Annotated in this window: 26 protein-coding genes and 1 tRNA gene; 24 read left to right on the top strand and 3 right to left on the bottom strand. The window is 46.3% G+C overall.

The genetic code is table 11. The features are described 5' to 3' along the window. Positions 1-24: 24 nt before the first annotated feature. Positions 25-246 (bottom strand): hypothetical protein, encoded by a 222-nt coding sequence (locus tag EL162_RS03540; protein ID WP_126330136.1) that lies wholly within the window; start codon positions 244-246, stop codon positions 25-27. Positions 247-578: 332 nt separating this feature from the next. Between EL162_RS03540 and miaB the strand changes: the two genes are divergently transcribed. From miaB to gloA, 10 genes are all read left to right on the top strand, one after another. Further along, positions 579-2,051: a tRNA (N6-isopentenyl adenosine(37)-C2)-methylthiotransferase MiaB gene (gene miaB, locus EL162_RS03545; protein WP_126330138.1), complete on the top strand. Its 1,473-nt coding sequence runs from the start codon at positions 579-581 to the stop codon at positions 2,049-2,051. Positions 2,052-2,167: 116 nt separating this feature from the next. After that, positions 2,168-3,976, top strand: a complete 1,809-nt coding sequence (gene pilM / locus EL162_RS03550; protein ID WP_126330140.1) for a pilus assembly protein PilM — start codon at positions 2,168-2,170, stop codon at positions 3,974-3,976. Further along, the gene (locus tag EL162_RS03555) at positions 3,969-4,607 is read left to right on the top strand and encodes a type IV pilus inner membrane component PilO (RefSeq protein WP_170161405.1); all 639 of its coding nucleotides are present in this window, start codon (positions 3,969-3,971) and stop codon (positions 4,605-4,607) included. The genes pilM and EL162_RS03555 overlap by 8 nt, the downstream gene beginning before the upstream one ends. Next, complete coding sequence (locus tag EL162_RS03560; RefSeq protein ID WP_126330144.1) at positions 4,604-5,260, top strand: pilus assembly protein PilP; 657 nt, start codon at positions 4,604-4,606, stop codon at positions 5,258-5,260. Before EL162_RS03555 ends, EL162_RS03560 begins: the two co-directional genes overlap by 4 nt. A gap of 15 nt (positions 5,261-5,275) precedes the next feature. Further along, positions 5,276-6,649, top strand: a complete 1,374-nt coding sequence (locus tag EL162_RS03565) for a type IV pilus secretin PilQ (RefSeq protein ID WP_126330146.1) — start codon at positions 5,276-5,278, stop codon at positions 6,647-6,649. A 114-nt stretch (positions 6,650-6,763) separates the two neighbouring features. Next, complete coding sequence (locus EL162_RS03570; RefSeq protein ID WP_126330148.1) at positions 6,764-7,381, top strand: shikimate kinase; 618 nt, start codon at positions 6,764-6,766, stop codon at positions 7,379-7,381. A gap of 48 nt (positions 7,382-7,429) precedes the next feature. Further along, complete coding sequence (gene aroB / locus EL162_RS03575; protein WP_126330150.1) at positions 7,430-8,521, top strand: 3-dehydroquinate synthase; 1,092 nt, start codon at positions 7,430-7,432, stop codon at positions 8,519-8,521. A 40-nt stretch (positions 8,522-8,561) separates the two neighbouring features. Further along, positions 8,562-9,491 carry a hypothetical protein gene (locus EL162_RS03580; RefSeq protein WP_126330152.1) on the top strand — a complete coding sequence of 310 codons (930 nt, stop codon included), beginning with the start codon at positions 8,562-8,564 and terminating at the stop codon, positions 9,489-9,491. A gap of 32 nt (positions 9,492-9,523) precedes the next feature. Then, complete coding sequence (locus tag EL162_RS03585; protein WP_076554837.1) at positions 9,524-10,153, top strand: carbonic anhydrase; 630 nt, start codon at positions 9,524-9,526, stop codon at positions 10,151-10,153. Positions 10,154-10,222: 69 nt separating this feature from the next. Next, positions 10,223-10,759, top strand: a complete 537-nt coding sequence (gene gloA, locus EL162_RS03590) for a lactoylglutathione lyase (protein WP_126330154.1) — start codon at positions 10,223-10,225, stop codon at positions 10,757-10,759. A gap of 5 nt (positions 10,760-10,764) precedes the next feature. Here gloA and EL162_RS03595 read toward each other — a convergent pair. Further along, positions 10,765-10,841: transfer RNA gene (locus tag EL162_RS03595), tRNA-Arg, on the bottom strand. A 263-nt stretch (positions 10,842-11,104) separates the two neighbouring features. Here EL162_RS03595 and EL162_RS03600 point away from each other — a divergent pair. The 4 genes from EL162_RS03600 (at position 11,105) to queF (ending at position 14,620) form a co-directional block, all read left to right on the top strand. After that, the gene (locus EL162_RS03600; protein ID WP_126330156.1) at positions 11,105-11,761 is read left to right on the top strand and encodes a c-type cytochrome; all 657 of its coding nucleotides are present in this window, start codon (positions 11,105-11,107) and stop codon (positions 11,759-11,761) included. A gap of 124 nt (positions 11,762-11,885) precedes the next feature. Next, on the top strand, positions 11,886-12,860 hold the full coding sequence (locus tag EL162_RS03605) for an ABC transporter ATP-binding protein (RefSeq protein WP_126330158.1): 975 nt from the start codon (positions 11,886-11,888) through the stop codon (positions 12,858-12,860). 122 nt (positions 12,861-12,982) lie between these two features. Continuing rightward, on the top strand, positions 12,983-13,756 hold the full coding sequence (locus EL162_RS03610; protein WP_076554833.1) for an ABC transporter permease: 774 nt from the start codon (positions 12,983-12,985) through the stop codon (positions 13,754-13,756). Between the two features lie 21 nt (positions 13,757-13,777). Then, positions 13,778-14,620: an NADPH-dependent 7-cyano-7-deazaguanine reductase QueF gene (gene queF, locus EL162_RS03615; RefSeq protein WP_126331658.1), complete on the top strand. Its 843-nt coding sequence runs from the start codon at positions 13,778-13,780 to the stop codon at positions 14,618-14,620. Positions 14,621-14,873: 253 nt separating this feature from the next. Here the strand turns inward: queF and EL162_RS03620 are convergent, their stop codons facing one another. Beyond that, entirely contained in the window at positions 14,874-16,592 is a 1,719-nt protein-coding gene (locus tag EL162_RS03620) for a proline--tRNA ligase (RefSeq protein WP_126330160.1), read from the bottom strand. 150 nt (positions 16,593-16,742) lie between these two features. On the opposite strand from EL162_RS03620, the gene EL162_RS03625 reads away from it, so the two are divergent. The 10 genes from EL162_RS03625 to folC all read left to right on the top strand — a co-directional run bounded on the left by EL162_RS03625 (position 16,743) and on the right by folC (position 26,030). Beyond that, the gene (locus EL162_RS03625; RefSeq protein WP_170161406.1) at positions 16,743-17,405 is read left to right on the top strand and encodes a DUF4230 domain-containing protein; all 663 of its coding nucleotides are present in this window, start codon (positions 16,743-16,745) and stop codon (positions 17,403-17,405) included. Positions 17,406-17,460: 55 nt separating this feature from the next. Beyond that, on the top strand, positions 17,461-18,123 hold the full coding sequence (locus tag EL162_RS03630; protein WP_126330164.1) for a phosphoribosylanthranilate isomerase: 663 nt from the start codon (positions 17,461-17,463) through the stop codon (positions 18,121-18,123). Between the two features lie 282 nt (positions 18,124-18,405). Continuing rightward, positions 18,406-18,963, top strand: a complete 558-nt coding sequence (locus EL162_RS03635; RefSeq protein ID WP_170161407.1) for a TauD/TfdA family dioxygenase — start codon at positions 18,406-18,408, stop codon at positions 18,961-18,963. 38 nt (positions 18,964-19,001) lie between these two features. Next, positions 19,002-19,790, top strand: a complete 789-nt coding sequence (locus EL162_RS03640; protein ID WP_126330168.1) for a sulfite exporter TauE/SafE family protein — start codon at positions 19,002-19,004, stop codon at positions 19,788-19,790. A gap of 139 nt (positions 19,791-19,929) precedes the next feature. After that, complete coding sequence (locus EL162_RS03645) at positions 19,930-20,673, top strand: SDR family NAD(P)-dependent oxidoreductase (RefSeq protein ID WP_126330170.1); 744 nt, start codon at positions 19,930-19,932, stop codon at positions 20,671-20,673. Between the two features lie 115 nt (positions 20,674-20,788). After that, positions 20,789-20,932: a hypothetical protein gene (locus EL162_RS09940; protein ID WP_170161408.1), complete on the top strand. Its 144-nt coding sequence runs from the start codon at positions 20,789-20,791 to the stop codon at positions 20,930-20,932. Positions 20,933-21,157: 225 nt separating this feature from the next. Continuing rightward, entirely contained in the window at positions 21,158-22,384 is a 1,227-nt protein-coding gene (trpB, locus tag EL162_RS03650) for a tryptophan synthase subunit beta (RefSeq protein ID WP_126330172.1), read from the top strand. 42 nt (positions 22,385-22,426) lie between these two features. Next, a complete protein-coding gene (trpA, locus tag EL162_RS03655) occupies positions 22,427-23,251 on the top strand; it encodes a tryptophan synthase subunit alpha (protein ID WP_170161409.1) in 825 nt (274 codons plus the stop codon). A gap of 446 nt (positions 23,252-23,697) precedes the next feature. Next, entirely contained in the window at positions 23,698-24,585 is an 888-nt protein-coding gene (gene accD, locus EL162_RS03660) for an acetyl-CoA carboxylase, carboxyltransferase subunit beta (RefSeq protein WP_076554825.1), read from the top strand. Between the two features lie 128 nt (positions 24,586-24,713). Next, positions 24,714-26,030, top strand: a complete 1,317-nt coding sequence (gene folC, locus EL162_RS03665) for a bifunctional tetrahydrofolate synthase/dihydrofolate synthase (RefSeq protein WP_126330176.1) — start codon at positions 24,714-24,716, stop codon at positions 26,028-26,030. Positions 26,031-26,142 lie beyond the last annotated feature (112 nt).

Raw genomic sequence — 26,142 nt, forward strand, 5'->3', positions numbered from 1 at the left:
GGTTTTGCCTAACCCTAACAATTGCTAATTTTTACCAAAAGCAAAATAAATAATCAAACAAATCAACATCATCAGCGTACCGTGTAGCCAATATTTTTTTAGCTGAGCATTTGGCAAAAAGAGCATTTGTTTTGCTTTGTGATTATGCCAGATGGTTTTGATGGTGTGGGCAATGATGAAGATTGGTATGACAAACATGAGACTCTCGGCAATGCCAACCAGCAATGCTGCATCAAAAAATGCCATGACTACTCCTTTGGGCACAATCCAACCAAGTTATAAAAAGCACAAGCCTAATGACAAATATCACTTATCCGATTTGTGGCTCAATTACAATCAACCGCTTAAAACAACCCTGTTGTTTATTTTTATCCTATTTGACTTGAGATATGCTGGCTGTTTATTTGCATCAAGCAAATACTCAAGTTTTGATAAAAATGATTATTATTATAATAACAAAATCTGCCTGCAGATACAACCTGTTTGGCGGATTTGTCAGGCTAGGTCGTATGTACAGCCCATGGCTGATGTGTTAAAATAGCTGAAATTTATCTTTTTGCAAACCCTTGGAGAAAACCATGACCGTTGGCACTTTTAATCCAGCCTTAGATCGCCAAAATCAGCATACTACCCAGATGCTGCCAAATACCACAGTGGCAGATGACGGCTCAAAAATAGGCAAAAAAGTCTATATCGTTACCCAAGGCTGTCAGATGAATGAATACGATAGCCAAAAAATGGGCGATGTGCTGGGCAGCAGTCATGGCATGACCATCACAACCGACATCAGCGAAGCTGATGTGCTGATTATGAATACTTGTTCGATTCGCGAAAAAGCACAAGAAAAGGTATTTTCTGAGCTGGGCAGATGGCGTAAATTAAAAGAAAAAAATCCCAATTTGGTGATTGGTGTTGGTGGTTGTGTCGCCTCACAAGAAGGGGATAATATCCAAAAACGAGCCCCTTATGTGGATATGATTTTTGGGCCGCAGACTTTGCACCGCTTGCCTGAATTATACGAAGCGACAACCAGCCAAGCCAGACAGCACGATGCCGATTTGCTCGCACCAAAAAACCGTATCGGCGTGGTTGATGTGTCCTTTCCTAGTATTGAGAAATTTGACTTTTTGCCAGAGCCAAGAGTGGAGGGCTATACGGCATTTGTTTCTATCATGGAAGGTTGCTCAAAATATTGCTCATTTTGCGTGGTGCCTTATACTCGTGGCGAGGAATTATCACGCCCATTAGATGATGTGCTTGCCGAGATTGATAGCCTAGCGGAGCAGGGCGTTAGAGAGATTAACCTTTTGGGGCAAAATGTCAATGGATATCGTGGACAAAAAGACGATGGCACGATTTGCCGCTTTAGTGAGCTTTTGCATTATGTATCGCATATTGATGGCATTGAGCGGATTCGTTATACCACAAGCCACCCGCTAGAATTTACCGATGATATTATCGATGCTTATAAGCATATTGATAAGCTGGTATCGCATTTGCATTTGCCGATTCAAAGTGGCTCAAATAACATTTTGGCAGCGATGAAACGCAACCATACGGTTGATGTTTATATCAATCAAATCAATAAGTTGCGAGAAATTCGCCCAGATTTGCATTTGTCGAGCGATTTTATTATCGGCTTTCCGGGCGAGACGGATCAGGATTTTGCCGATACGCTGAATCTTGCCAAGGAGCTTGATTTTGACCATTCCTACAGCTTTATTTATTCCAAGCGTCCCGGCACGCCTGCTTCTGATTTGCCCGATGATGTTAGTTTGCAAACCAAAAAACAGCGATTGGCAGAATTTCAAGAGGTGATTAAGCAATCAACCTTTGCCAAAACCCGTGCAATGGTTGGGCAGACTGTGCGAGTGCTGGTGATTGAGCCTGCCAATCGCCGTGAGGGGTACTTACATGGTACGGCGGATAATACACGGTCAGTGATTTTTCAGGGAGATGATACGCTGCTTGGCAAATTCGTCCTTGTGCGTGTCAATCATGCCATCAGTATGCATCTGGTCGAAGGGGAGTTGGTCGAGGTGTTGGGCTGATTTTGTCATGGCACAAGATGACAAATAACAGAAAATAAAAGAAGCAGAGCAGCAAGATGGACAATGACCGCCAGCATGGCAGTGTAATATAAATAATACCAAGGAGGCACAGGGTGGTGCGATGGCAACAACTGACAAAAATCGGCTCGCTAATTAAACCAAAGCGTCATGAGTCGCCGATATTGGGCGTGCATTTTACCAATACGGCGATTAATGTCACTGTCTTGACGCATCATCAGGGGCGGTGGCATTTATTGTCAGCCGCTCAGTCGCCACACGATGGGGCGATATCGCTTGGGCAAATTGTTGATAAAGCAAAACTGGCAGGCGTGCTTGCTGCAATCTTTGAAAGGCTGGCTACGACAGATGTGCTGATTGTTGGTGGTATTGCCGATGAGTCGGTGATGAGTCAGATAATTTGGCTGCCAGAGAATCTAAGCGATGAAGAAATTGAGGCTCAAATTCTGCTTGATGCCGAACGCTATATCGGACAAAACTTGGCAGAAGTCTGTTTTGATTTTTGGCAACTGCCCACACCAACACCCACCGCAATCCATGCCGACAGGGCGGATGTTGCCATCAGATTGACCGTGGCGTATCAAAGTGCGGTTGATGATTGTGTTGAGATTTTGGCGATGGCGGGTGCCAAGGCGGACGCTGTCGATGTGCATGGCGATAGCATGGCACGGCTGTTGTCCATTGACAAGGCTCATAATGGCACAGCAATTATCCACATAGACCTACCACAGGTTCGTTTGATGATTTATCACAATCATGAAATCATCTATCAGCAGCTTGGCGATGTGCCTTTGGCTGATATTGACACCACCCAAGCCGATTCACCTGCTTTTGCCAATTTTGCCACCGCCCAGACGCACCTTGATAATTTGCGTGCAGATAATGCTTTTGCCAAGCATGATTCATTGGATAATAATGACCCTACGGCAGAATATCAGATTCGCTTTGATGATACCATGGCACCACCAAGCAGTGCCGCTATTGAGACAACTTCGGCGACTTTGGGTGGTGTGCATACAGATTGTGGGAACCGATGGCAGATATTGTCCGATAAGATTGCTGAGTTGATTGACGGCTATCGCAGTTATCACCATGAGCCGATTGTCGCTGTTTGGATTGTGGGTATCAATCAAGCGGATAATGCTGGCTTTGATACCTTGCTAAATCAACGGCTGAATATGCCTTGCCAATTTTTCCAGCCAGCATGGCTACAGGTGGCAAATGGCTTTGATGTGGCAAAATTGCCTGTATTTGCTGGAGCGATTGCTTTGGCATTACGCACCGAGCCTGCCACCAACTTGTTGCCATGGCGAGATGATAGGCGGGTGCAAAAACAGGCAGCATTTCGGCAAAGGTGCATCACGCTACTGACGATTGCTCTGCTGACTGTGATTGTGATATATGCTTTGATTGGTCGGCAAATCAGCCATCAAAGTGCCATCAATGCCGAGATTGCACAGCGAATTGCCAATCTGCAAGCTCGGATTGAGCAGATGGCAACTTGGCAACAGCAGTTGCAACAGACACGCCAGCAAAGACAAGCAATGGCTGGTACGAGTATGGATGGTCAATTGCTGTATCGCTGGCAGAAATTGCCAAGTCTGTTGCCACAAGGCGTTTCATTGGATAGCTTGGTGCAGACAGGTGATGAGCTGACATGGACAGGCATGGCAAGCAGCACGCCAGCAGTGGCTGCCTTTGCTCGAGCGGTTGAGATGTCGGGATTTTATAGCGATGTGTTGGTTGTCGCCATGCAAAAAGCCCAAGATGGACGCACAAACTTTACGATGAGTGCCACAGTATTGCAGTTTGATTCGGCACAATTTGCTGAGATGGTGGCGGTGGATACGCTTGATGCCATGCCAGTGGCGGACGACACTGCACCGCAGGAAGGTGGTGATGAATAAGTTTGATTCTGTTTGGCGGTTTTGGCAAAAATTAAAGCAGGTTGATCGTCATAACATTGCCGATGCGGACAGCTCTGTACAATGGGCGGTGCTGCTGATTTTGTTATTGATTGTTGGTACTTTTGCATGGATTGGGCTGATTGCACCCAGCACAAACAAGCTTAAGGCAGTACGCAGTCAAGAGCAGGTTTTGCTACAGCAGTTTGCCGAAAAATACGAAGCAGGCAAGCAATACGAAGCGGTGCGTGAACAGTTGATAAAACAAAACGAGTTGTTAGAAAATGAACTTGCCAAATTGCCCCGTTCGGCACCGATGACGCAGATTGTTGCCATGATAAATGCCAAGGCTGAAGATGCAGGCGTGCAAATCATCAGTGCCAAGGTGCAGGCAGGCAGTGAGCAGGAGTATTATACCCAACGACCGATTGCGGTCAGTGCTGTGGGGAGATATCATGCGTTGGGCAGGTGGTTGTTTGCCTTGGTAGAAAGCGAGCATTTGCTGACGGTGCAAAATGTCAGCTTGCAGGCACAGGCGGATAATCGCTTGGTATTTGATGCAGAATTTATCACCTATCAGGCGAGCAAAAAGCCTGTTGTGCCTTTAACAGACAAAACAGATGGGGGCTTATGATTGCTAGAGTTATGATGATTTGGGCGTGCGTCATGTTGGCAGCGTGTGCTGATGATCCTAAGCAAATAGTTGATGGCAAACTTGCCGCCATCACAGAGCAGCCCATTGTAGCCACCAATGAAGGGTTGCCTGAGATTGTGGCGATGCCACGAGGCTATCAGGATTTTGGCGACCCTTTTTATGATGCAAACAGGATAGCCACCAACCATCAGCCAAATGATAAGCCTACCAATGCCAATGCCCAAACGATGAATACTGATGACAAGCCAAGCGACCCATCGGTTAATAAGAATAGCCTTGCTGATGTGCCTGCATTAACCAAACAAACACAGCCAATGAGCCTGCCAAAGCCACCGCCACCCAACTTGCCACAAGCGATGGTGGATAATGACAGGGTTAGGCAGCCGCTGGAGCGTTATGACTTGTCAAGTTTGCGTTATCAGGGCAATATCTTTGATGAAACACGGCAAGTGGCATTAATATCAAGCCCTGATGGGCTGATTCATCAGCTGACGGTGGGGCAGTATATTGGCAAAAATCATGGACAGGTTGTCAGGATAGATGCACGCACCATTGTCATCAATGAGGCGATGATGGCGGCAGATGGGCGGTATTATTCGCACCAGACAACCATGGCGTTTTTGGGTAAATAACAACAGGACGGACTTATGAGATATGGCAGTTTCGGTATTTTGATGGCTGGTATTTTGGCAACGACAGCATGGGCGGAGCAGACTAAAAATCCCAGCCAGCAGACACAGGAGATTTATCAAGGCAAACCCATTAGCCTTGAGTTTGCCGATATTCCTGTGCGTGCGGTATTTGATATTTTGGCAAGTTTTACAGGAATTAATATCATCACAGACGACAGCGTAACAGGCAATATCAGCATTCGCTTGACAAATATCGCATGGGATCAGGCGTTTGATATTATCGTGCAGATGCAGAATTTATCCGTACTAAAGACGGGCAATGTCTGGATTATCAGCTCAAAATCCATCAAGAGCAATCAGCCTGTTTTGACGCAATATATTCGTCTGCATTATGCACAGGCAGAAGAAGTGGCGGCGTTGATTCGTGGTGAGAAAATTGAGCGTAGCAATCTGAATAGTGCTCGGCGTGGCGAGGTGCTGCGTATCAACCCAAGCAGAGTGCAGCGTAGCGAAATTGACGAAACCACCACCATCACAGAACGAGGTACACTACTGTCAGAACGAGGCACGGTAACGATTGACAAACGCACCAATACTTTGATTATCCAAGATGTTGCTGCCAGCATTGAGAACATCAAAGCTTTGATTGCCAACATTGATGTTGCTGTTGATCAGGTGATGATTGAGGCTCGCATTGTCTCTGCCAACGAAAGTTTTGGGCGGCAGCTGGGGATAAGTCTGGGGGCAAAGGGTCAGCTTGGCAATGTGCGATATGCTGGCTCAAGGGCGAGTCTATGGTCAGCCGATAGTACAGCAACTGGCACCAATGTCAATCTGGGCGTTGGTGATGCGATGGGGCGGATTGCTTTTGGTTTATTAAATCTACCACAGGCGGTGCTGGATTTGGAGTTGTCTGCCATGCAGGCACAAAATGCAGGCGAGCTGATTTCTACCCCAAAGGTGCTTACCGCCGACAAACAAACCGCACGCATCTCATCAGGTGTGCAGATTCCTTATCAAGAAACCACCAGTTCTGGAGCGACTGCCACCACCTTTAAGGAAGCATCGCTGATTTTGGAAGTTACCCCAAGCATCACCCCAGATGGCAAAGTTGCCCTAAGGCTTAGCATCAAAAACGGCAATCCTGTGGCAACATTGGGCAGGGTCGCTATCCAAGAAGATGCCATCGAAACCAATGTCATTGTTGAAAATGGGCAAACGGTGGTGCTTGGTGGCATTTATCGCCAAAACTCACAAAATGGCACAAACAAAGTGCCAAAATTGGGCGATGTGCCAGTGCTTGGGCGGTTATTTCGTCATGACAGCAAGAGTCAAGAAAAGTCGGAATTGCTGATTTTTATCACGCCAACCCTGCTAAAACAATCCTGATTGTAAATTTTGGCAAAACAATCAACAAAAATACTGGCAACAAACCGCCAAACATTGTATCATAGATGATTTATATTGAGCTTATGCTCTATTTATTAAACATTGGAACAGTGTATGCACGAAGAGGATTCGGCGATTATTGATAGCATAATTGTCGAAAAAGCCAACAGTTATTTAGCCAAGAACTTGCCTGCGATTTTTTTGGTGGGGCCGATGGGTGCAGGCAAGACCACCATTGGCAAATTGCTCGCCAAATCTTTGGGAAGGCAGTTTGTTGATTGTGATTGGTATATCGTCAATCAAACAGGGGCGGATATCCCGTGGATTTTTGAAAAAGAAGGCGAGGCAGGATTTCGCGACCGAGAAACGCGTGCATTGATGGATTTGACAGCGATGCCAAATATCATCATGGCAACAGGCGGTGGGGCGGTTGGTCGCAGTCAAAACCGTGCATTGCTAAAAAATGGCTTGGTGATTTATTTGGACGCAAGTGTCGAGACGCAATTGGCACGCACCAAAAAAGACAAAAATCGCCCTTTGTTACAATCGGATAATCCCAAAGCCGTGCTTGAATCGCTTTATGAGCAAAGAAACCCATTGTACCGTGAGGTTGCTGATATCATCGTGCCAACAGGTCGGGCTTATCCCAAGCAGATGATTGGTGAGATTTTGTTGGCACTTGATGCATATCTGCGGCAACAAGACGAAAGCAGTTCACAGCAGATGCCGTGATTGACTGGGATTATTTTATATTTATTAAAATACAATTAAGGAAAGCTCATGTCAGAGCAAACATTAATCGTAAACACACAAAGTCATGATTATCCAATCTTTATCCAGTCAAGTGCTGATAAAGTGGATTTGGTCAGTCGCCTTGTGCCTTTTATCAAAGGGACGCAGGTGCTGATTGTCAGCAATGAAACCGTTGCACCACTGTATCTGTCTGAGCTGGCACAAGGTTTAAAATCGCACGGCTTTATGGTGCATGACTGCGTGTTGCCAGATGGTGAGCAGTTTAAAAATCAGCACAGCATCACGGCGATTTATGATGCCTTGCTTGAGCGACATTTTGCTCGTGATTGCACCTTGATTGCCTTGGGCGGTGGTGTGATTGGCGACATGGTGGGCTTTGCAGCGGCAAGTTTTATGCGTGGGGTGAATTTTATCCAAGTACCAACCACATTGTTGGCACAGGTGGACTCTAGCGTGGGCGGCAAGACAGGCATTAATCACCCGCGGGGCAAGAATATGATTGGGGCTTTTTGGCAGCCGCAGTGTGTGCTGGCAGATATGGCAACTTTTAGGACTTTGCCTGACAGAGAGTTTGCCGCTGGCATGGCTGAGGTCATCAAATATGCCTTGATTATGGATGATGGGTTTTTGGCATGGCTTGAGGACAATGCAGAGGCAATCCGTGCCAAAGATGGGGCGGTGCTTGGGCAGATGGTCTATCGCTGCTGTGCCTACAAAGCACAAATTGTCGCTGCTGATGAGCGAGAGTCTGGCGTGCGAGCGTTGTTAAACTTTGGGCACACTTTTGGTCATGTGATAGAAACCCACCAAGGCTATGGCAATTGGTTGCATGGCGAGGCGGTGGCGGTTGGCATGGTGCAGGCAGCACTGATGTCGGCAAAATTGGGGCTGATTGACCATGCAGATGTCGTGCGTATCAAGCGTATTTTAACCCTGTTTAATTTGCCTACAGTCGCCCCTGCCATCGACACCCAGACGGCACTTGGACTGATGGGGCATGACAAAAAAGTACAGCAGGGTAAGATTCGTTTGGTATTATTAAAAGCCATTGGCAAGGCATTTGTTACGGCTGATTTTGAACTGTCGGCACTAGAAGAAGTGTTGGCAGAGACGGCTTGATGGTTTGATTAATTAATTTGAAAAATAGCAAGGTGAGGTTATGTCGCAAACTGTCGCGATGAACGAGAAATATTTCCGCCGTCAGGCAATGTATTGGCTGATTGTGGCAGCTGTGGTGGCGGTGCTTTGGCTGGTGGTGTGGCTACTTAGTGCTACCCCTGTGATTGCCAACAAAGCAGATAATGAGATTAAATCGTCAGATTTGCCACTGCCTGCCACCATCACCGAGTTAAATGAGCTGAAGACTTTGGTGAAACCTTTGGACAATGCGGTGCTGGTACGAGATTTGCGTAGCTATCCTGATGAGTTTAAGGACAAAAATTATTTCACCGATATTGGCAGTCGTTATGCGGTGCAGCTGATGGATGTTGGCGAAAATGAGGTAATTGTGGATTATCTCAATGGACGCAAAGACCGTGCAGATTTTGCTTATTTTCGTTATACCGATGGCAATAAAAAACAGCGATATGTGCTGACTTATGGCAAATTTACCACTGCCGAAGAGGCAAAAGCTGCTTTGGCTTCGGTGAATTTCGCCCTGCCTGACAGCATCAAGCCAACAGCGGTAAAAATCTCCAGCTTGTTGCCAATGATTGACAATTACGAGCGAGGTCAAGATATTACCGATTTGGCAAGCACACAGCCGCGTCGTATCCGCCTACAAGCTACAGGCAACGAAATTCCTGTCAGAGCGGCAACTGCCGCCGATGAGGAACTGGCACGAATCAGCCGCCAGCGTGCCCAAGAGCAAGAAGCCAAGCAACAAGCACAGCAAGCAGCCCAAGCACAAGAGCAGTCGCAGCTTGTGCCGCCAGCTAAGGCAGGCGAGACGGCACCAACGCCAGCACATGAGGAGCTACCAATGGCACCAACTGCACAGCCAGAGCCGCACACCGCACAGCCGCCAGCTGCCGAGAAAAAACCTGCACCAGCCACCACTGGCGATAACCAGACCGAATCAGGTCAATAAGCGTCCTACGGCACAATGAACTAGGGTAGTATATGTCCGATAAACTCACCGCAAAACAAGTCTTGGCGGCACTCAAGGCAGGCAATGAACGCTATGTTGCCAGTCTTGCCAGTACTGAGCATGTCAGCATACCGCCACCTGCCTTGGTGCATGAGCATAAGCCAAGTGCCATCATTTTGGGCTGTTCGGATGCACGGGTGCCTGTGGAGCTGGTGTTTGATCAGGGGCTTGGCGATTTGTTTGTGATTCGTGTCGCAGGCAATGTTGTCGCTCCCAGCCAGATCGGCTCGGTAGAATTTGCTGCCGAAAAATTCGGCACTCGTCTTGTGGTGGTGCTTGGGCATTCGCATTGTGGTGCGGTAACTGCTTGCATTGAGGCGTTGGTGAACCCTGAGCAGTATTATTCACCAAATTTGCAATCAATTGTCGATCGCATTCGCCCCAGTGTGCTGAATTTGCACGAGATTGCCACCGCATCAGGCGATGATGTGGACATGGACGAATTGATTGACCGTTCCATTCGTGCCAATGTCGGCATGTCGGTCAGTCAGCTCAAGCATGGCTCTCGCATCTTGGAAGATATGGTCAATGCAGGTGATTTATTGATTGTCGGTGCAGAGTATGATGTGGCAACGGGCAAAGTGAACTTTTTTGAAGATTGATATTTTAGATAATATTAATAAATTGATTTTATCAAAAAATCCAAATGATGAACAAAAAAGAGGTTTGTAATGACAATTAAGCAACCAGTTTCTGCACCTGTAGCAACAGGCGTGCAGGATATTCCTGTGCAATCAGAGGGTTATATCTTTAACCATACCATGCTACGCGTCAAAGATGCAGTCAAGTCATTGGAATTTTATACAGGGGTGCTGGGCATGACTTTGCTGAAGCATCGCAGCTTTCCTGAAGCAAAATTTGATTTATATTTTTTAGCAAAACTAAGCGAACAAGAGCGAGAAAATTTGCCATCAGGCGACGAGCTAAAAGATTTTGTTTCGCGTCAGCGTTCGATTCTTGAGCTGACGCATAATTATGGCACCCAAGACGATGCTGATTTTCATTATCATAACGGCAACAGCGATCCGCGAGGCTTTGGGCATATTTGCTTTAGTGTGCCAGATTTGGCGGCGGCGGTTGCGTGGTTTGATAAAAACGGCGTAGAATTTCAAAAACGCCCAGAAGATGGCACGATGAAAGACATCGCCTTTATCAAAGACCCAGATGGTTACTGGATTGAGATTATCGAGATCAACAACAATCGTTGATAAAATGGCGCACCTAGCGGGAATCGAACCCACGGCCTTCAGCTTCGGAGGCTGACACTCTATCCAACTGAGCTATAGGTGCAGTAGCTAAAAATATTTTGTGGGCAAATTCTAGCAAGTTTTTACAAAAAAAACCACCTATGATGATAAAATAATGGCGATTTTGTGAAAAATTTTGCTAATTTTTAACAGATTTGATAAAAATCATGGCATTTTGCCTGCTTTTTCCCTTATAATAGTAAGGTAAATTTTATATCGTTTGAATCGCCTTTGCTTGAATTTGTCGATAAGGCAGCAACAGAGGTGATTTGACACCCCAGAGCAATTGCTCAAGGCCAAAACGAGATGATGACAATGAAAAAAGCCGTTCTGTTTTCTGTTGCTGCGATGCTTGCGGCAACAACTATGGCAAACCAGACCAAGCAAACCGAGCCAGCTCAAGCTGCTACTGCCACCACAACTGCCCCTGCCGAAACTGCCAAGACAGAAGACGCTACCAAAGCAGACACTACAGCAGCGGATAGTGCTGCTAAAGCCGATGGTAGTGATGCAGCACCAGCCGAAGATGCAGGGGCAACCGATGCAGCTGCCCCTGCCGAAAAAGCAGAAGAAGTGCCACAAGACAGTCCGCAGGTACAAAAACTGGTGGCAATGTACCCAAACCTGATTGCTCGCATTGCCCCATATGGCAAAGTTTGCTTTGCTGATGAAGAGGATAAGTGTGATATTAATATCACCGTGCTGGCACCAGCGGTTGAGGGACAGGCACGAGAGGGCAAGGATTTGTACAAGGCGATTTGTTCAACTTGTCATGATGCAGGCTTGGTGGGTGCACCAAAGATTGGCACGGCTGATTGGGCACCTCGTATCGCCAAAGGTAAAGCGGCATTGTACCAAAGTGCCATCAATGGCTTTAATGCCATGCCAGCACGCGGTGGTGCTGATATTTCTGATGAAGAAGTACAAAACGCTGTTGATTATATTATTGAACAATCAAGCTAATTATCATCAAGGTCTCAAGTCATTTTATTAAATGGCTTGGGGCTTTTTGTTGTTAATTTTTGACCCTTGAAAAAATCAGCATTGCCATCATAAAAACCGCCAACACTTGCAAGCAAAATCATCTATGAACATCAATACTCATGATAATACCAATGTGCCAGCCTTGAAAATTCAAGGGCTAAGCAAAGTCTATGACAATGGCTTTCATGCCTTAAAAGGCATAGATTTGACAGTGCCTCAGGGTGGTTTTTTTGCACTGCTTGGCCCAAATGGTGCAGGCAAATCAACGACAATCGGCATCATCAGTTCGCTTTTTCCGCCGACAGCTGGCTCGGTTGAGATTTTTGGGGTTGATTTGATTCGTCAGCCTGCCAAAGCCAAGCAATTTTTGGGCGTGGTGCCACAAGAATTTAACTTCATGCAGTTTGAGAATGTGCAGGATATTTTGATTAACCAAGCAGGATATTATGGCATTGCAAAAAGCCAAGCAAAACCTCGTGCCGAAAAACTGCTCAAGGCTTTGGGGTTGTGGGACAAAAGAAATACCAAATCCAGAATGCTCTCTGGAGGTATGAAGCGTCGCTTGATGATTGCTCGTGCCTTGATGCACAAGCCCAGATTGCTTATCTTGGACGAGCCGACAGCAGGTGTGGATATTGAGCTACGCCGCTCAATGTGGGAATTCATGGAGTATATCAACCAAGAAGAAAAAACCACCATCATTTTGACCACGCATTATCTGGAGGAGGCAGAGCAATTGTGTAAGCATATCGCCATCTTGGATAAGGGGCAAATTCGCATCAATACTGACATGAAAAGTCTATTGGCAAGCCTTGATGTGGAGAGTTTTGTGCTGGATTTTGCACAGGAGCATCATGAACCAATCACCCTGCAACATACATTACGCCATCAAAAAATTGATAATTTAAGCCTTGAGATTACTCTCAAAAAAGGCGACAGTCTTAATGGGATTTTTGCTCAATTGTCCAATCAGGGCGTGCAGATTGCCAGTATGCGTAACAAATCCAATCGCCTAGAAGAGTTGTTTATGAATTTGGTTGAAAACAAACTAACCACCAAATTAAATGACCAAGTGTAGCTGCAAGTTTGCTGTAGCGACGCTTATCGGCATTTGGCAAGATTTGCCTTATTTTGATAAATAAAACAACAAGTTATCCAAATTGGTAAATGGCAACCTGCCCAGCCAAGAGTGAGAAAATCATGAACACAAATCAACAATGGGTGGCATTTTGTACCATCTTAACCCGAGAAATTCATCGTATTTTGCGTATTTGGCCGCAGACTTTATTGCCTCCTGTGATTACCATGACGCTGTATTTTGTAATTTTTGGGCAGATGATTGGTAGTCGTGTTGGGCAGATGGGTGGCGTGTCTTATATGCAATTTATCGTGCCAGGGTTGATTATGATGGCGGTGATTACCAACAGTTATTCCAATGTGGTGTCGAGCTTTTTTAGCATGAAATTTCAAGGCAGTATTGAGGAATTGCTGGTGTCGCCTGTGTCCAAGCATACTATTTTGCTTGGTTATGTGGCAGGTGGCGTGTTTCGTGGATTGATGATTGCTCTGATTGTCAGCATTGTGGCACTGTTTTTTACACAGCTTGGTATACAAAATCTGACAGTGATGCTGATGACCATCATTGGTACAGCTGTGTTATTTTCGCTGGCAGGGTTTATCAATGCGGTCTTTGCTCGTTCGTTTGATGATATTTCTATCATTCCAAGTTTTGTGCTGACTCCGCTGACTTATTTGGGCGGTGTATTTTATTCATTGGAAAATTTGTCGCCATTTTGGCAAAATGTATCCTTGCTAAACCCGATTGTTTATATGGTAAATGCGTTTCGCTATGGTATTTTGGGGCATAGTGATGTGAATGTATGGTGGTCGCTTATGGCGATTTTGGCGTTTTGTGTGTTGCTGTATGCCATTTGTTACCGTCTGCTGGTTGATGGCTCAAGATTGCGACTGTAGCTGATTGCTGATGGGGGAATGATGAGTATCCATGGGGTATTGGGCGAGACAACAAGTTATCCAAAAACTTATGATGCAAGCGTGCTGTTCGCCATCACTCGCACGCTGGGTCGTGATGAGATTTATCAAGCCACTTCGGTAGCAAGTGACGATTTGGCGGTGGGGGTTGATGTTTGGCAAGCGTTTGAGCTGTCATGGCTTGATGAATTTGGCATCTCGCAGGTGGCTGTGGCACGATTGATTATCCCTGCCGATTCGCCAAATATTGTTGAATCAAAATCTTTAAAACTGTATTTAAACAGTCTAAATTTCACCCGTTTTGCCACGGTGTCAGCGGTGCAGGCGGTGATTGAGCGTGATGTGTCGGCGTGCATTGGGGCGATGGTGCAGGTGCAGATAGAGCCACTCAATACGACAGCGTTTGATTTGGTTGCACCGCTGGGTGAGTGCATAGATGATGTGCTAAGTCGTGCAGGGGTGGCAGTTGAGCTCAGCGATGATATTGATAGCACGCTGCTACAACCCAAGGCAGGTCAGATGATGCAGTATCAATTTCACAGTCATCTACTCAGATCAAATTGCCCTGTTACCAATCAGCCCGATTGGGGGACTTTATCGGTTGCCATCAGCACGGACAAGGTGGTGGATTATCAGCAAGTGCTGGCGTATATTTTGACATTTCGTCAGCATAATGGCTTTCATGAGCAGTGCGTTGAGCGGATTTTTGCTGATTTTTTGAGACTGTTTGCACCCACATCGCTGATGGTTCAAGCCAATTATACACGGCGTGGCGGCATTGATATCAACCCTGTGCGGGTAAAAAACCACCCTGTGCCAAAGATTGGACGACAAATCAGGCAGTAGCTGACAGCCTAAAAAGACCAGCAGTAGTTGGTCTTTTTGATTGTCAAATATAGCAAATTGGCCATTTGCTTGTTCTAAAAATAAATTTTGGCAGATGATGCGTCCTTAAACAACCACCATCTGCTAAATCTTGTTTGCCAAATAAGCTAATTTTGCAGGGTTGTTGCATGGATAATGATTGCTGGCTGGATTGTTGTCAGTATTTTACAAAAAAAGACCAATCACAAGACTGGTCTTTTTGTTATTTGTGAGCTTAGAATTTTGCCAGCACTTCTTCAAGGCTAAGCAACTGCTTATCTTCTGCGGTGCGATCGGCGTATTCGTACTTATTCTCGGCAAGATTGCGTTCTGATACCACGATGCGGTGCGGAATGCCAATCAACTCAAGGTCGGCAAATTTGACACCTGCTCTTTCATCACGATCATCAAGCAGTACATTAATGCCACGAGATTTTAGCATTTGATAAAGCTCTTCGGCTTTTTGTTCGGCTTCGCCAGTTTTCGATTTCAAAGGCACGATGGCGACATAAAACGGTGCAATGCTGTCCGCAGGATTGTCGGTTTTTGCCCAGATAATGCCTTTGTCGTCATGATTTTGCTCAATGGCGGCAGCAATGATGCGACTGACACCAATGCCATAGCAGCCCATCATTAAGGTAACAGGCTTGCCTTCTTTGCCAAGCACCGAGCAGCCCAAAGCTTTGGAATATTTATCACCAAGCTGAAAAATATGCCCAACCTCAATGCCTCGTTTGATCTGAATCACACCTTTGCCATCAGGTGAAGGGTCGCCATCAACCACATTGCGAATATCAACTACTTCGGCAATCTTGGCATCACGCTCCCAATTCATGCCTGTGGTGTGCTGATGTTCAATATTTGCCCCTGATACAAAATCCGCCAACGCCGCTGCGGCACGATCGACATAAGTCGGTATGGGTAAATCAACGCTGATATAGCCTTTAATTAGCCCCAATTGCTTTAGCTCATCTTCGCTTGCCATGGTCAAAGGCGTGTGGACGGCGGCGATTTTTTCGGCTTTGATTTCATTGAGTGTGTGGTCGCCACGCAGCACCAGTGCGACAAATTTTGGAGCGTCTGGGTTGTCTTCGCTATGACTGCCTTTGACAATTAGCGTTTTTACGGTCTGTGTAAGTGCAATGCCCAAATGCTCAGCAACTGCTTCGCAGGTCGGCATATTTGGGGTGGCGACATTGCTTCGTGCTTGCGTGGCGGCTGGACGCGTGCTGGTGCAAATCGCTTCAGCCAGCTCAACATTGGCAGCAAAATCCGATTCGCTGGAGAATGCAATATCATCTTCGCCACTGTCTGCCAAAACATGAAACTCATGCGAGGCAAAACCACCGATAGAGCCAGTATCTGCCTGCACGGCACGAAAATCCAGCCCCAGTCGGCTAAAAATACGGCTGTAGGCATCGTACATATCTTGGTAGGTTTGTGCCAAAGAGTGCGTGTCAATATGGAAAGAATACGCGTCTTTCATGGTGAATTCACGGGCACGCATCACCCCGAAGCGAGGGCGAATCTCATCGCGGAATTTGGTTTGAATTTGATAAAAGCTGACAGGCAGCTGTTTGTAGCTTTTTAATTCGTTGCGAGCGATGTCTGTGATGACCTCTTCATGCGTTGGACCCAAGACAAAATCACGGCTATGACGATCCTTGAACCGCAACAGCTCTGCTCCATAATCCTCCCAACGACCAGATTCATGCCACAGCTCACCGGGCTGCGTAACAGGCATGAGCAACTCTTGACTGTCAATGCGTTCCATCTCCTCACGCACGATACGCTCAACGCGTTTTAGCACTCTTAGCCCCATTGGTAGCCACACATACAGCCCCGAAGCCAGTTTGCGAATCAGTCCAGCACGCACCATCAATTGGCTTGAGATGATGTCGGCATCGTTCGGTGTTTCTTTTAAGGTGGCAAATAAAAATTGACTGGCTTTCATGAATAAACCTTGCTACAAAGTTGTTGTTATAAAATGTCTATATTATGCAAACTTTTGCCGTTGTGCAACAAATTTTCGGCAATTTTGCACAAAATTGTTGGCTTTTGTGGTATTTTAGAGCATTATTGGGCAGATTGCAGGGTTTTGGAAATGACAAAGCATTTGACTGGAGAGAATTTGCACCAGCAAACAGGCAAGGGCGTGTATATCATCATGTTAATCATGATGGCGTTGGCACTGGCATTTGCCGCCATGATGTTAAAAAATGACAACAAAAAAGCAAGCGTGATGACCACAGAGGGCATTGTTAGCCAGATTCAATCACTCTCACGGCTACAGACGGTGGCGTTTTCGGTGGATACCATTGTTACGGCAAATAAAGATGGCACTTGGCAAGCACTGTGGCAAGATAGGCAAAAGGGACTGTTTATCGTTAAGGGGCGAGTGCTGGCAGGGGTGGATTTGGCAAACTTAAATGAAACCATGGTAAAACTTGAGCCTACAAAAGACGGCACGAGTAAATTACAAATTACGCTACCGCCTGCTGAGATTTTTGAGGTGTTTTTGGACGATATTGTGGTGTATGATTGGCAGACAGGTTTGTTTGGTGCAACCAAAGTAGACCCTAAGCTTTTTGCTCAAGTGCAAGCCGATGCCAAGCGTGAAGTGCTACAAAAAGCCTGCCAAGGCGATGTGCTGACATTGGCGATGAGCAATGCGTCCGAGCAGGTGCAGAAGTTGTTTTCGCTCACTGCCACAACGGTTGAGCTAATCACCCAAGGCACAGGGTCGTGCCAGTTGCCCAGCAAATAATCTAAAAGGCGTTGGTGGCTATAAATTATCAGTAAGAATACGGTTGGTAATTAAGATGATAAAAATCAAATTTTGTGGACTGACTCGCAGGGCTGATGTGCAAGCGGCGGTGGCAGCTGGTGCGGATGCGATAGGCTTGGTATTTTATCCAAAAAGTCCAAGAGCAGTCAGCGTGGCACAGGCTGCCGAGTTGGTGCAAGCCGTGCCAGCATTTGTTAGCACGGTGGCACTGGTGGTGAATATTGATGATGAGCAATTGCAGCACATTTTTCAGGCACTGCCACTGGATTTGATTCAGTTTCATGGCGATGAAAGCCCAGAACAATGCCAAAGACAGGCAGCGTTGGTTGGCAGACGGTGGATAAAAGCATTGCGTATTAATGCTGCCTTGCACGATGAGCAAAGCATTGGGGCGATGATTGATGAGCTGGCTGCCGCAGGGGCATCAGCGGTGCTGCTTGATGCGTATCATGCAGATAAATTTGGCGGTACGGGCGAGCGGTTTGATTGGTCAATTATCCCCAAACAAGCCAGTTTGCCGATAATCTTGGCAGGGGGATTGACCCCTGAGAATGTATCTTTGGCGGCACAGTTGGCGATTTATGCTGTTGATGTCAGTGGCGGCATTGAAGCAGATAAAGGCATTAAAGATGCTGATAAGATGCAGCGTTTTGTTGCCAATTTGCGTCATTGTCAGCAGTTTGATGGACAAGCCTAAGCTGATGGCGGAATGATCAAGCCCTTTGATAAAGATTGCCAATTGATTGTAAAATTATTATAAAAAATATTTACAAAAATAAATATTTTGGATTATAATGCGTTACATGGATTTTTGTTTTATTAAAGGATACAGTGTGATTGTCAATGCCAAGTCAGCCGATAACCATAATCGGACAATAAGCCAAGCATTTTGTGCAAACATTAAGCACGGCTTGTGGTATGTATCGCTCTTACACACGCCAACCCCCCCCCGCTTATTGACAGCATGACAAGGCTTGCCGTGCTGAAGCTTGCTTATCAGCAGCCAAGCACTTCTGGTTTGCAATGCAGTCCTTATCATAGCAGCCTAGGCTTGCCATCTTGCCCAAAAACCCACGAAGCGGTTGCAACCAGTATTATCAGACTTGATGATGCTCTTGATGATTTATCCAATGTGCATCTGCAACGCTTGCAAGAGCCTTGTTTTGATATTCATAGACCTGCATCATTCCAAAACCATGCCGTCTGTCGCAATCTGCCACTGATTGTAAGACATGACGGCTATTTTGTTTCACGATTTGATTATCATAATGTCCACACAACAAGCCCAGAGCATATCGAGGCGTTAAACAGCTTTAAGGCACTTAGCACGCAACAAAAACGCTGGCGAAAAATTACGCTGACAGCAGGGCAGGTGCTAAGTTTTGATAACCAGCGAGTGCTGCATACACGCAGTGGTTTTTCACCAAAATTTGACAGCACAGACAGATGGCTGGTTCGTGTTTTTGGATTATACCAAGCTCCAGACCATCGCCATTTTTTCGCTGATGGTTGTCGCCATTATCTAAAAATTTCTTAAATTTATTCTAAATTATCTAATCTATTTTGGAGAATGCTATGTTTATTGACGGTAGTTTACTTGCCAATTATTTTATGATTGGTGTGGGTGTGCTGGTTGTGGCGGCATTTATTGCAGGTTATATTGATGCCATTGCAGGCGGTGCTGGGCTGATTTTAGTGCCTGCGTGTATGCTGGTCGGTATGCCACCACAGCTTGCCTTGGGTCAAGAAAAGCTCGTCAGCACCATCGGCACGATTGCAGCAATTAAAAACTTCATTAAAGCCAAATCCATCATTTGGAAAATCGTGCCTGTGGGTATCATCGCAGGGCTTTCGGGGGCGTTTTTGGGTGCAAAGGCGATTTTGGCATTTGACAGTAAGGTGATTGAATACATCATTTTTGCCTTATTGCCTGTGGGGCTGGTGGCGACCTTATTTAAAGGCAAAGTGGTGAATAAAAAACAAGACATGCCGATTAAGCAATCTGTTATTGCTGTATTTATTACTTGTCTTTTGGTGGGATTTTATGATGGATTTTTCGGCCCTGGCACAGGCAGTTTGTTTATCATTGCGTTGTTTTTAATCAACCGCCTAAGTTTGTTACAAGCCTCTGCAACTTCTAAGATTTTTAACTTTTCTTCAAATATCGGGGCATTTGTGGCATTTGCGATGGCAGGGCAGATGGCGTTATTGATTGGCATTCCGATGATTTTGGCAAATCTGCTTGGCAATCATTTGGGCAGTATGCACGCCATCAAATCAGACGGAGTGATTATCAAAAAAGTGCTGATGATTACGGTGGGCTTGATGATGGCGACTTTGGCATATCGGTTTTTGGTTGCTTGAGGTAATTTGTAAGGCATGGCAAAGAAATTTGTGATAAAAATGCCCATTTGCCATAAATCTGCTTGCATAATGGGGCTAACAAATGCTATGGTATTAACCGCTTGCGATGAGCGGCAGCTGGGATATAGATGAGAGCGATATGAATATTTTGGTTACAGGTGCAACTTCGGGCTTTGGTGAGCAGATCGCTCGCGATTTTGTGGCGACAGGTCATACGGTGTATGGTACAGGCAGGCGGGCAGACAGGCTTGCTGCCTTGCAAGATGAGCTGGGTGAGCGGTTTTTGCCTGTGTGTTTTGATGTTGCTGACAGTGAGGCGACTGTGGCTGCATTGACCAAGATTGATTTGTCAGCGATAGATGTGCTGGTAAATAATGCAGGGCTTGCGTTGGGGCTTGAGCCTGCCCATCGTGCTGACAGTACAGATTGGCAGACGATGATTGATGTGAATATCAAAGGCTTGGTAACGGTAACGCATTTGCTCTTGCCACATATGGTGGCAAAAAATTCAGGCACGATTATCAATATCGGCTCAACGGCTGGCAATCACCCTTATTTTGGGGCAAATGTCTATGGTGCAAGTAAGGCATTTGTTAAGCAATTTAGCAATAATTTGCGAGCTGATTTGCTGGGCGTGCGTGTGCGAGTAACCAACATTGAGCCGGGGCTGTGTGGTGGTACGGAGTTTAGCAATGTCCGCTTTAAGGGCGATGATGACAAGGCGGCAGCGGTTTATGAGCAAGTGGCATATCTGACCGCCCAAGACATTAGCAATGCCGTGCAGTGGGTGGTTTCGTTGCCATGGCATGTCAATATCAACTCTATGGAGCTGATGCCAACAGCACAGACTTATGCAGGACTGACGGTGGCACGCGGCATCTAGCTTGATGGTTAAGATATTAAAAAATCAGCACAAGCGGCTTTTGTGGCATCTCTGATGATTGTGATGGTTGTCGGCACAAAAGCGACCGCAACCACCGTATCACCAAATCAAATCGATGCTGATTTTGTCCAAAAACGCAGGCAAATCAGCCAATGAATTGGCAAGAATGCTGTCTTTGCAAGCCTATGACAGATTTCATAATCGCTTCATTGACGAATGCACTGCAGATATCGCAAGTGGGCAATCAGGTGATTTTTGATTATTTGTTATTTGATGAAAAATGTGGTAATTTGATTAAAAAGCACAGATGAACAACTCGCCCAGTATATCAGTGCTGGCAAGGCGTTTTGTATCAATGAGATTGCAAACACCGCAGCGATGGCAATGCTACAAGGTGGCGTGGTGCAGACATATCGTTTGATTTTATGCCACAAAAGGCTCTGATTGGTGGCTTTGACAGTATCAACAAAACAAGGAACAAACAATGAGTAACACAGATTTGGGTAAGCAGATTGATTATACCAAATTTCCTAATGATGACGGGCATTTTGGCGTGCATGGTGGAAGATTTGTATCCGAAACCTTAATGAAAGCCCTAGAAGAGCTTGAGGCGATTTATCAGACCGCCAAGGCTAGCCCTGAGTTTTGGAATGAATTTATGGCGGATTTGACCGATTATGTGGGTCGGCCAACGCCACTTTATTTTGCCAAGCGTTTAACCGAAGAAATCGGCGGTGCGAAGATTTTCTTTAAGCGTGAGGATTTGAACCACACAGGTGCCCACAAGGTCAATAATACCATCGGTCAGGCATTGCTTGCCAAGATGGTTGGCAAAAAACGCATCATCGCCGAAACAGGTGCAGGACAGCATGGGGTGGCAACGGCAACCATCGCAGCACGCTTGGGGCTAGAATGCGTTGTGTATATGGGGGCAGATGATGTCGAACGCCAAAAGATGAATGTCTATCGTATGCGACTCTTGGGAGCGAAAGTCGTGCCTGTCAGTTCAGGCTCACGCACGCTAAAAGACGCAATGAACGAGGCGATGCGTGATTGGGTGGCAAATGTTGATAGCACCTATTATATCATCGGCACGGTGGCAGGGCCACACCCTTATCCGCTGCTTGTGCGTGATTTTCAGGCGATTATTGGCAGAGAGGCACGCATTCAGCACCTAGAAAAAACAGGCAAACTGCCCGATGCACTGGTTGCTTGTGTTGGCGGTGGCAGTAATGCCATTGGGCTGTTTTATGATTTTTTAAATGATGCAGAAGTGGCAATCTATGGCGTGGAGGCAAATGGCTTGGGTCTTGATACGCCGCACCATGCAGCACCGCTACAGGCAGGGCGTGTCGGCGTTTTGCATGGCAATCGCACCTATCTGATGGCAGATGATGATGGGCAAGTGCTAGGCACACATTCTATCTCGGCAGGGCTTGATTACCCTGGTGTCGGCCCTGAACACAGTTTCTTAAAAGACATGAAGCGTGTGCAATATGTCGGTACAACCGATCAAGAGGCATTGGCAGCATTTAAAGAAGTAACCAAAAAAGAAGGGATTATCCCTGCTTTGGAGAGTTCGCACGCTGTGGCGTATGGGCTAAAACTGGCCGCTACCATGAAACCTGAGCAATCCATCATTATCAATATGTCAGGGCGTGGCGATAAGGATTTGCATACGGTGATGCAAGCTGATGGCATGGATATGTAATAAACAGCAGCTGCCAAATTATGATAAATTAAGAGAGAAATCATGACTCGAATCGAAAGCGTTTTTGCTAAATTAAAACAACAAAACAAAAAAGCCCTTATTCCCTATATCATGGCAGGCGATCCTGTGCCACAGCTGACGGTTGAGCTTATGCACCAGCTTGTGGCACACGGGGCTGATATCATTGAGCTAGGCTTGCCATTTAGCGATCCGATGGCGGACGGCTCTGTCATTGCTCATGCTGCCGAGCGAGCGTTGGCAGCAAAAACCAGTACGCGTGATGCCATCAAGATGGTTGCACAATTTCGCAAAACCAACACTCACACCCCTGTGTTGGTGATGGGTTATTTAAACCCCATCGAAATCATCGGCTATGATGCGTTTGCTGATATGTGTGCTGATGCTGGCGTTGATGCGATTTTGATGGTGGATTTGCCACCGCACGAAGCAGGCGAATTCCCACGCAAGCTAACCGCTCGCACGGACAATCCGATGAATCAGATTTTCTTGTTGTCGCCCACCACTACCGCCGAACGCCGTGCCAAAGTTATCGAAAATTGCAGCGGATTTATTTATTATGTATCGCTAAAAGGGGTAACAGGGTCATCTGCACTTGATGTTGATGCGGTGCGTGAGCAAGTTGCCACCATTAAGCAAGAAACCAGCATACCTGTTTGTGTAGGTTTTGGCATTCGTGATGGCGATTCTGCCAAAGCATTGGGTGCGGTGGCTGATGGTGTGATTGTCGGCAGTGAATTGGTGAAAAATTTTGCCGACACTGGTGAAGATCCAGAAAAACTGCAACTGGCAGTCGCCAAAGTTTTGGCAAAAATGGACGAGCTAAGAACAGCGATTGATGGCATTTGATGACATTTTGCCATGATGTTAACTTGGGTGGATTGATATTTGCCCAAGTTTGTCCTTGGCAAGATTGTTACCGAGCGAGCAAGGTGGCATACCACGGTAAATTAACAGAGCTGTATCTGCCCATTGTAAACTTTGCCATAAGATTGGCAAAACGGCAATTTATCCATCATTGGCTGCCAGGCGAAGGCTTGCTGGCTGGTTTGTCTTGCGATGGCAGTGTGCGGATTTTTGGTGAAATTGACCGTGTGAAATTGCAATCAAGGTGCTTTGCTGTCATTTGTCCAAGTTTGATTTGGGTTTGATGTGGCAAGCATGGGGCTGTGATATTGAGCTGATTTTGGGCAAATGCCGAACTAATTCTCGGCAAGGCACAAATTTCGTTTGCCAAATAAATAATACAAGTGTAAACTATATTAAATTTATAGTGATGCTAAATGGGATTTTTTATGTCAAATCAAGCACAAACCGCAGCAGAGCCAACCATCTGGCTGAATCGAGAAGTGCCAAAGGTCAAACGCACAACCGTGCCGACTTTAACCGCTGTGGAAACAGAGCCTTCGACAGAATGTGGCAATTGCCATTCGCTGACAACCAATACTGTCTTGACACTCAATCACTATGTCTGCCCTGAATGCGACCATCACATGACCATGACCGCTCGCCAGCGATTGCAGTGGTTTTTTGACAGTGTGGAGCAGGAGCTTGGGCAGGAATTTCGTGCAGGCAACCCTTTGAAATTCGTGGATTCAAAGCCTTATCCTGACCGCATGGCAGAAGCCCAGAGCAAGACAGGCGAGTCCGAAGGCTTGGTGGTGATGGCAGGTAAGCTAAAAAATCTTGATGTCATTGCTTGTGCTTTTGATTTTCGTTTTATGGGCGGTTCGATGGGTTCGGTGGTGGGTGATAGATTTGTCCAAGCTGCCGAAAAAGCACTGGCAGAACGCAAGCCTTTGGTGTGTTTTGCTGCCTCTGGCGGTGCAAGAATGCAAGAAGGCTTGTTGTCGCTTATGCAGATGGCACGCACTTCGGCAGTGATCGAAAGGCTACGATTGGCGGGCGTGCCTTATGTGGTCATCTTGACAAACCCTGTCTATGGCGGGGTAACAGCAAGCCTTGCCATGCTTGGCGATGTGCATATTGCCGAGCCGCGTGCGATGATTGGCTTTGCAGGTAAGCGAGTGATTGAGCAGACAGTACGCGAGGTGCTTGATGAGCCATTCCAGCGAGCTGAGTTTTTGCTAGAAAAAGGCACGGTGGATATGGTGGTGCATCGGCATGACCTGATTGATACCACGCATCGCATTTTGGCAAAACTGTCAAAAAAAGCAGCATAATTTGGTTTGATAAGCCACCCAAAACTGCTTGGTTTTGGGTGGTTTTTGTTGATTGTGGGTTTGCTTTGGTTGCAAAATCGCCAAAGGGCGGTAAAATAATTGGTAATTTTTAGATAGGAAAAATCGTCATGCAAAAATCGCTTGGGTGGTGGCTTGAGTATATGGCAAGCATTCATGTGTCCGCCATTGATATGGGGCTGGAGCGAGTGTTGCCTGTGGCGAGGCGGCTTGGCGTGTTAAATCAGGATTTGCCAAATAAACCAATGATTTTTAGCGCTGCAGGCACAAACGGCAAAGGCTCAACCACAGCAACAATTGCTGCCATCTGTCAGGCTGCTGGATACAAAACCGCTCTGTATCAGTCGCCACACCTGCTGTCATTTACCGAGCGTGTGCGTATTGATGGCGTATGCGTTGATGACAAAACCTTGATTGAGGCGTTTGAACAAGTCGAGCAGGCACGGCTGGCAGAAGGCTTGTCATTGTCGTTTTTTGAGATGACGACTTTGGCGGCATTTTGGATATTTGCCCAAGCAAGTTGTGATGTGTGGGTGCTTGAGATTGGCTTGGGCGGCAGATTGGATGTGGTGAATATTATCGACCCTGATGTGGCAGTGATAACCAATATTGGCATTGACCATGTGGATTGGCTGGGTGATGATATTGAAAAAATCGCCGCCGAAAAGGCAGGTATTATTCGCCCCAATATTCCTGTGATTTTTGGCTCAAACCCAATGCCAGCCAGTGCCAGTCAGATAGCACAGCAGCAAGGTGCCGAAATTCACCAATTGGGTGAGCATTATCACTACCAAGACTGCGGCGAGTCGTGGATTTTTGCCAATGCGGCATTAACCATGACACTGCCCAAGCCTAAGCTGTCATTATTAAATGCGGTCAATGCAGTGGCAGCCGTACTGGCAAGTCCACTGGCAATTGATTTGGCGGCGGTTAAGACAGGTCTTGATATCGTGCAGTTGGCAGGGCGTTTTGACCAGAGAATCATTGCTGATAGGCACTGGATTTTTGATGTGGCACACAATGCACATGGCATGGCGTTTTTTCTTGAGCAGTGGGCGGCGGCGTGGCAGGCACATTTGGCGATTTATCCAGAAGCTCGCCAAAAAATCGTATTTTCAATGCTTGGCGATAAAGATGTGGCGGCGGTGCTTGAATGCGTCCAGAATGCAAGCCGTCAGGGGCGTATTGCGACGGACAAATGGCATATTGCAGCTATTGATAATCCGCGTGCGATGTCGCTTGAGCAATTATTGCAGATTACCACTGATTATGTTGATGAGTGCAATGTAGAACAGCACCCAAGCCTTGATAAGGCGGTGCAGGCGGTGATTGCTGATAGCCGCGAAGAGGATTTGATTGTGGTGTTTGGTTCATTTCACACCATCAGCGAGGCTTTGATTGCTTTGCTTGGCAAACCGTATGATTGATGATGACATTTTTATTTACAATCTATCTGTAAAATCAGATTCAAAATCTTGACAAGCGGACAAAAAACAGATATTTTTAATTAATTTTTTGGGTGGATTTTGCCATGTTTGT

It is taken from the genome of Moraxella cuniculi (assembly GCF_900637105.1).
GTDB classification, from domain to species: domain Bacteria; phylum Pseudomonadota; class Gammaproteobacteria; order Pseudomonadales; family Moraxellaceae; genus Moraxella; species Moraxella cuniculi.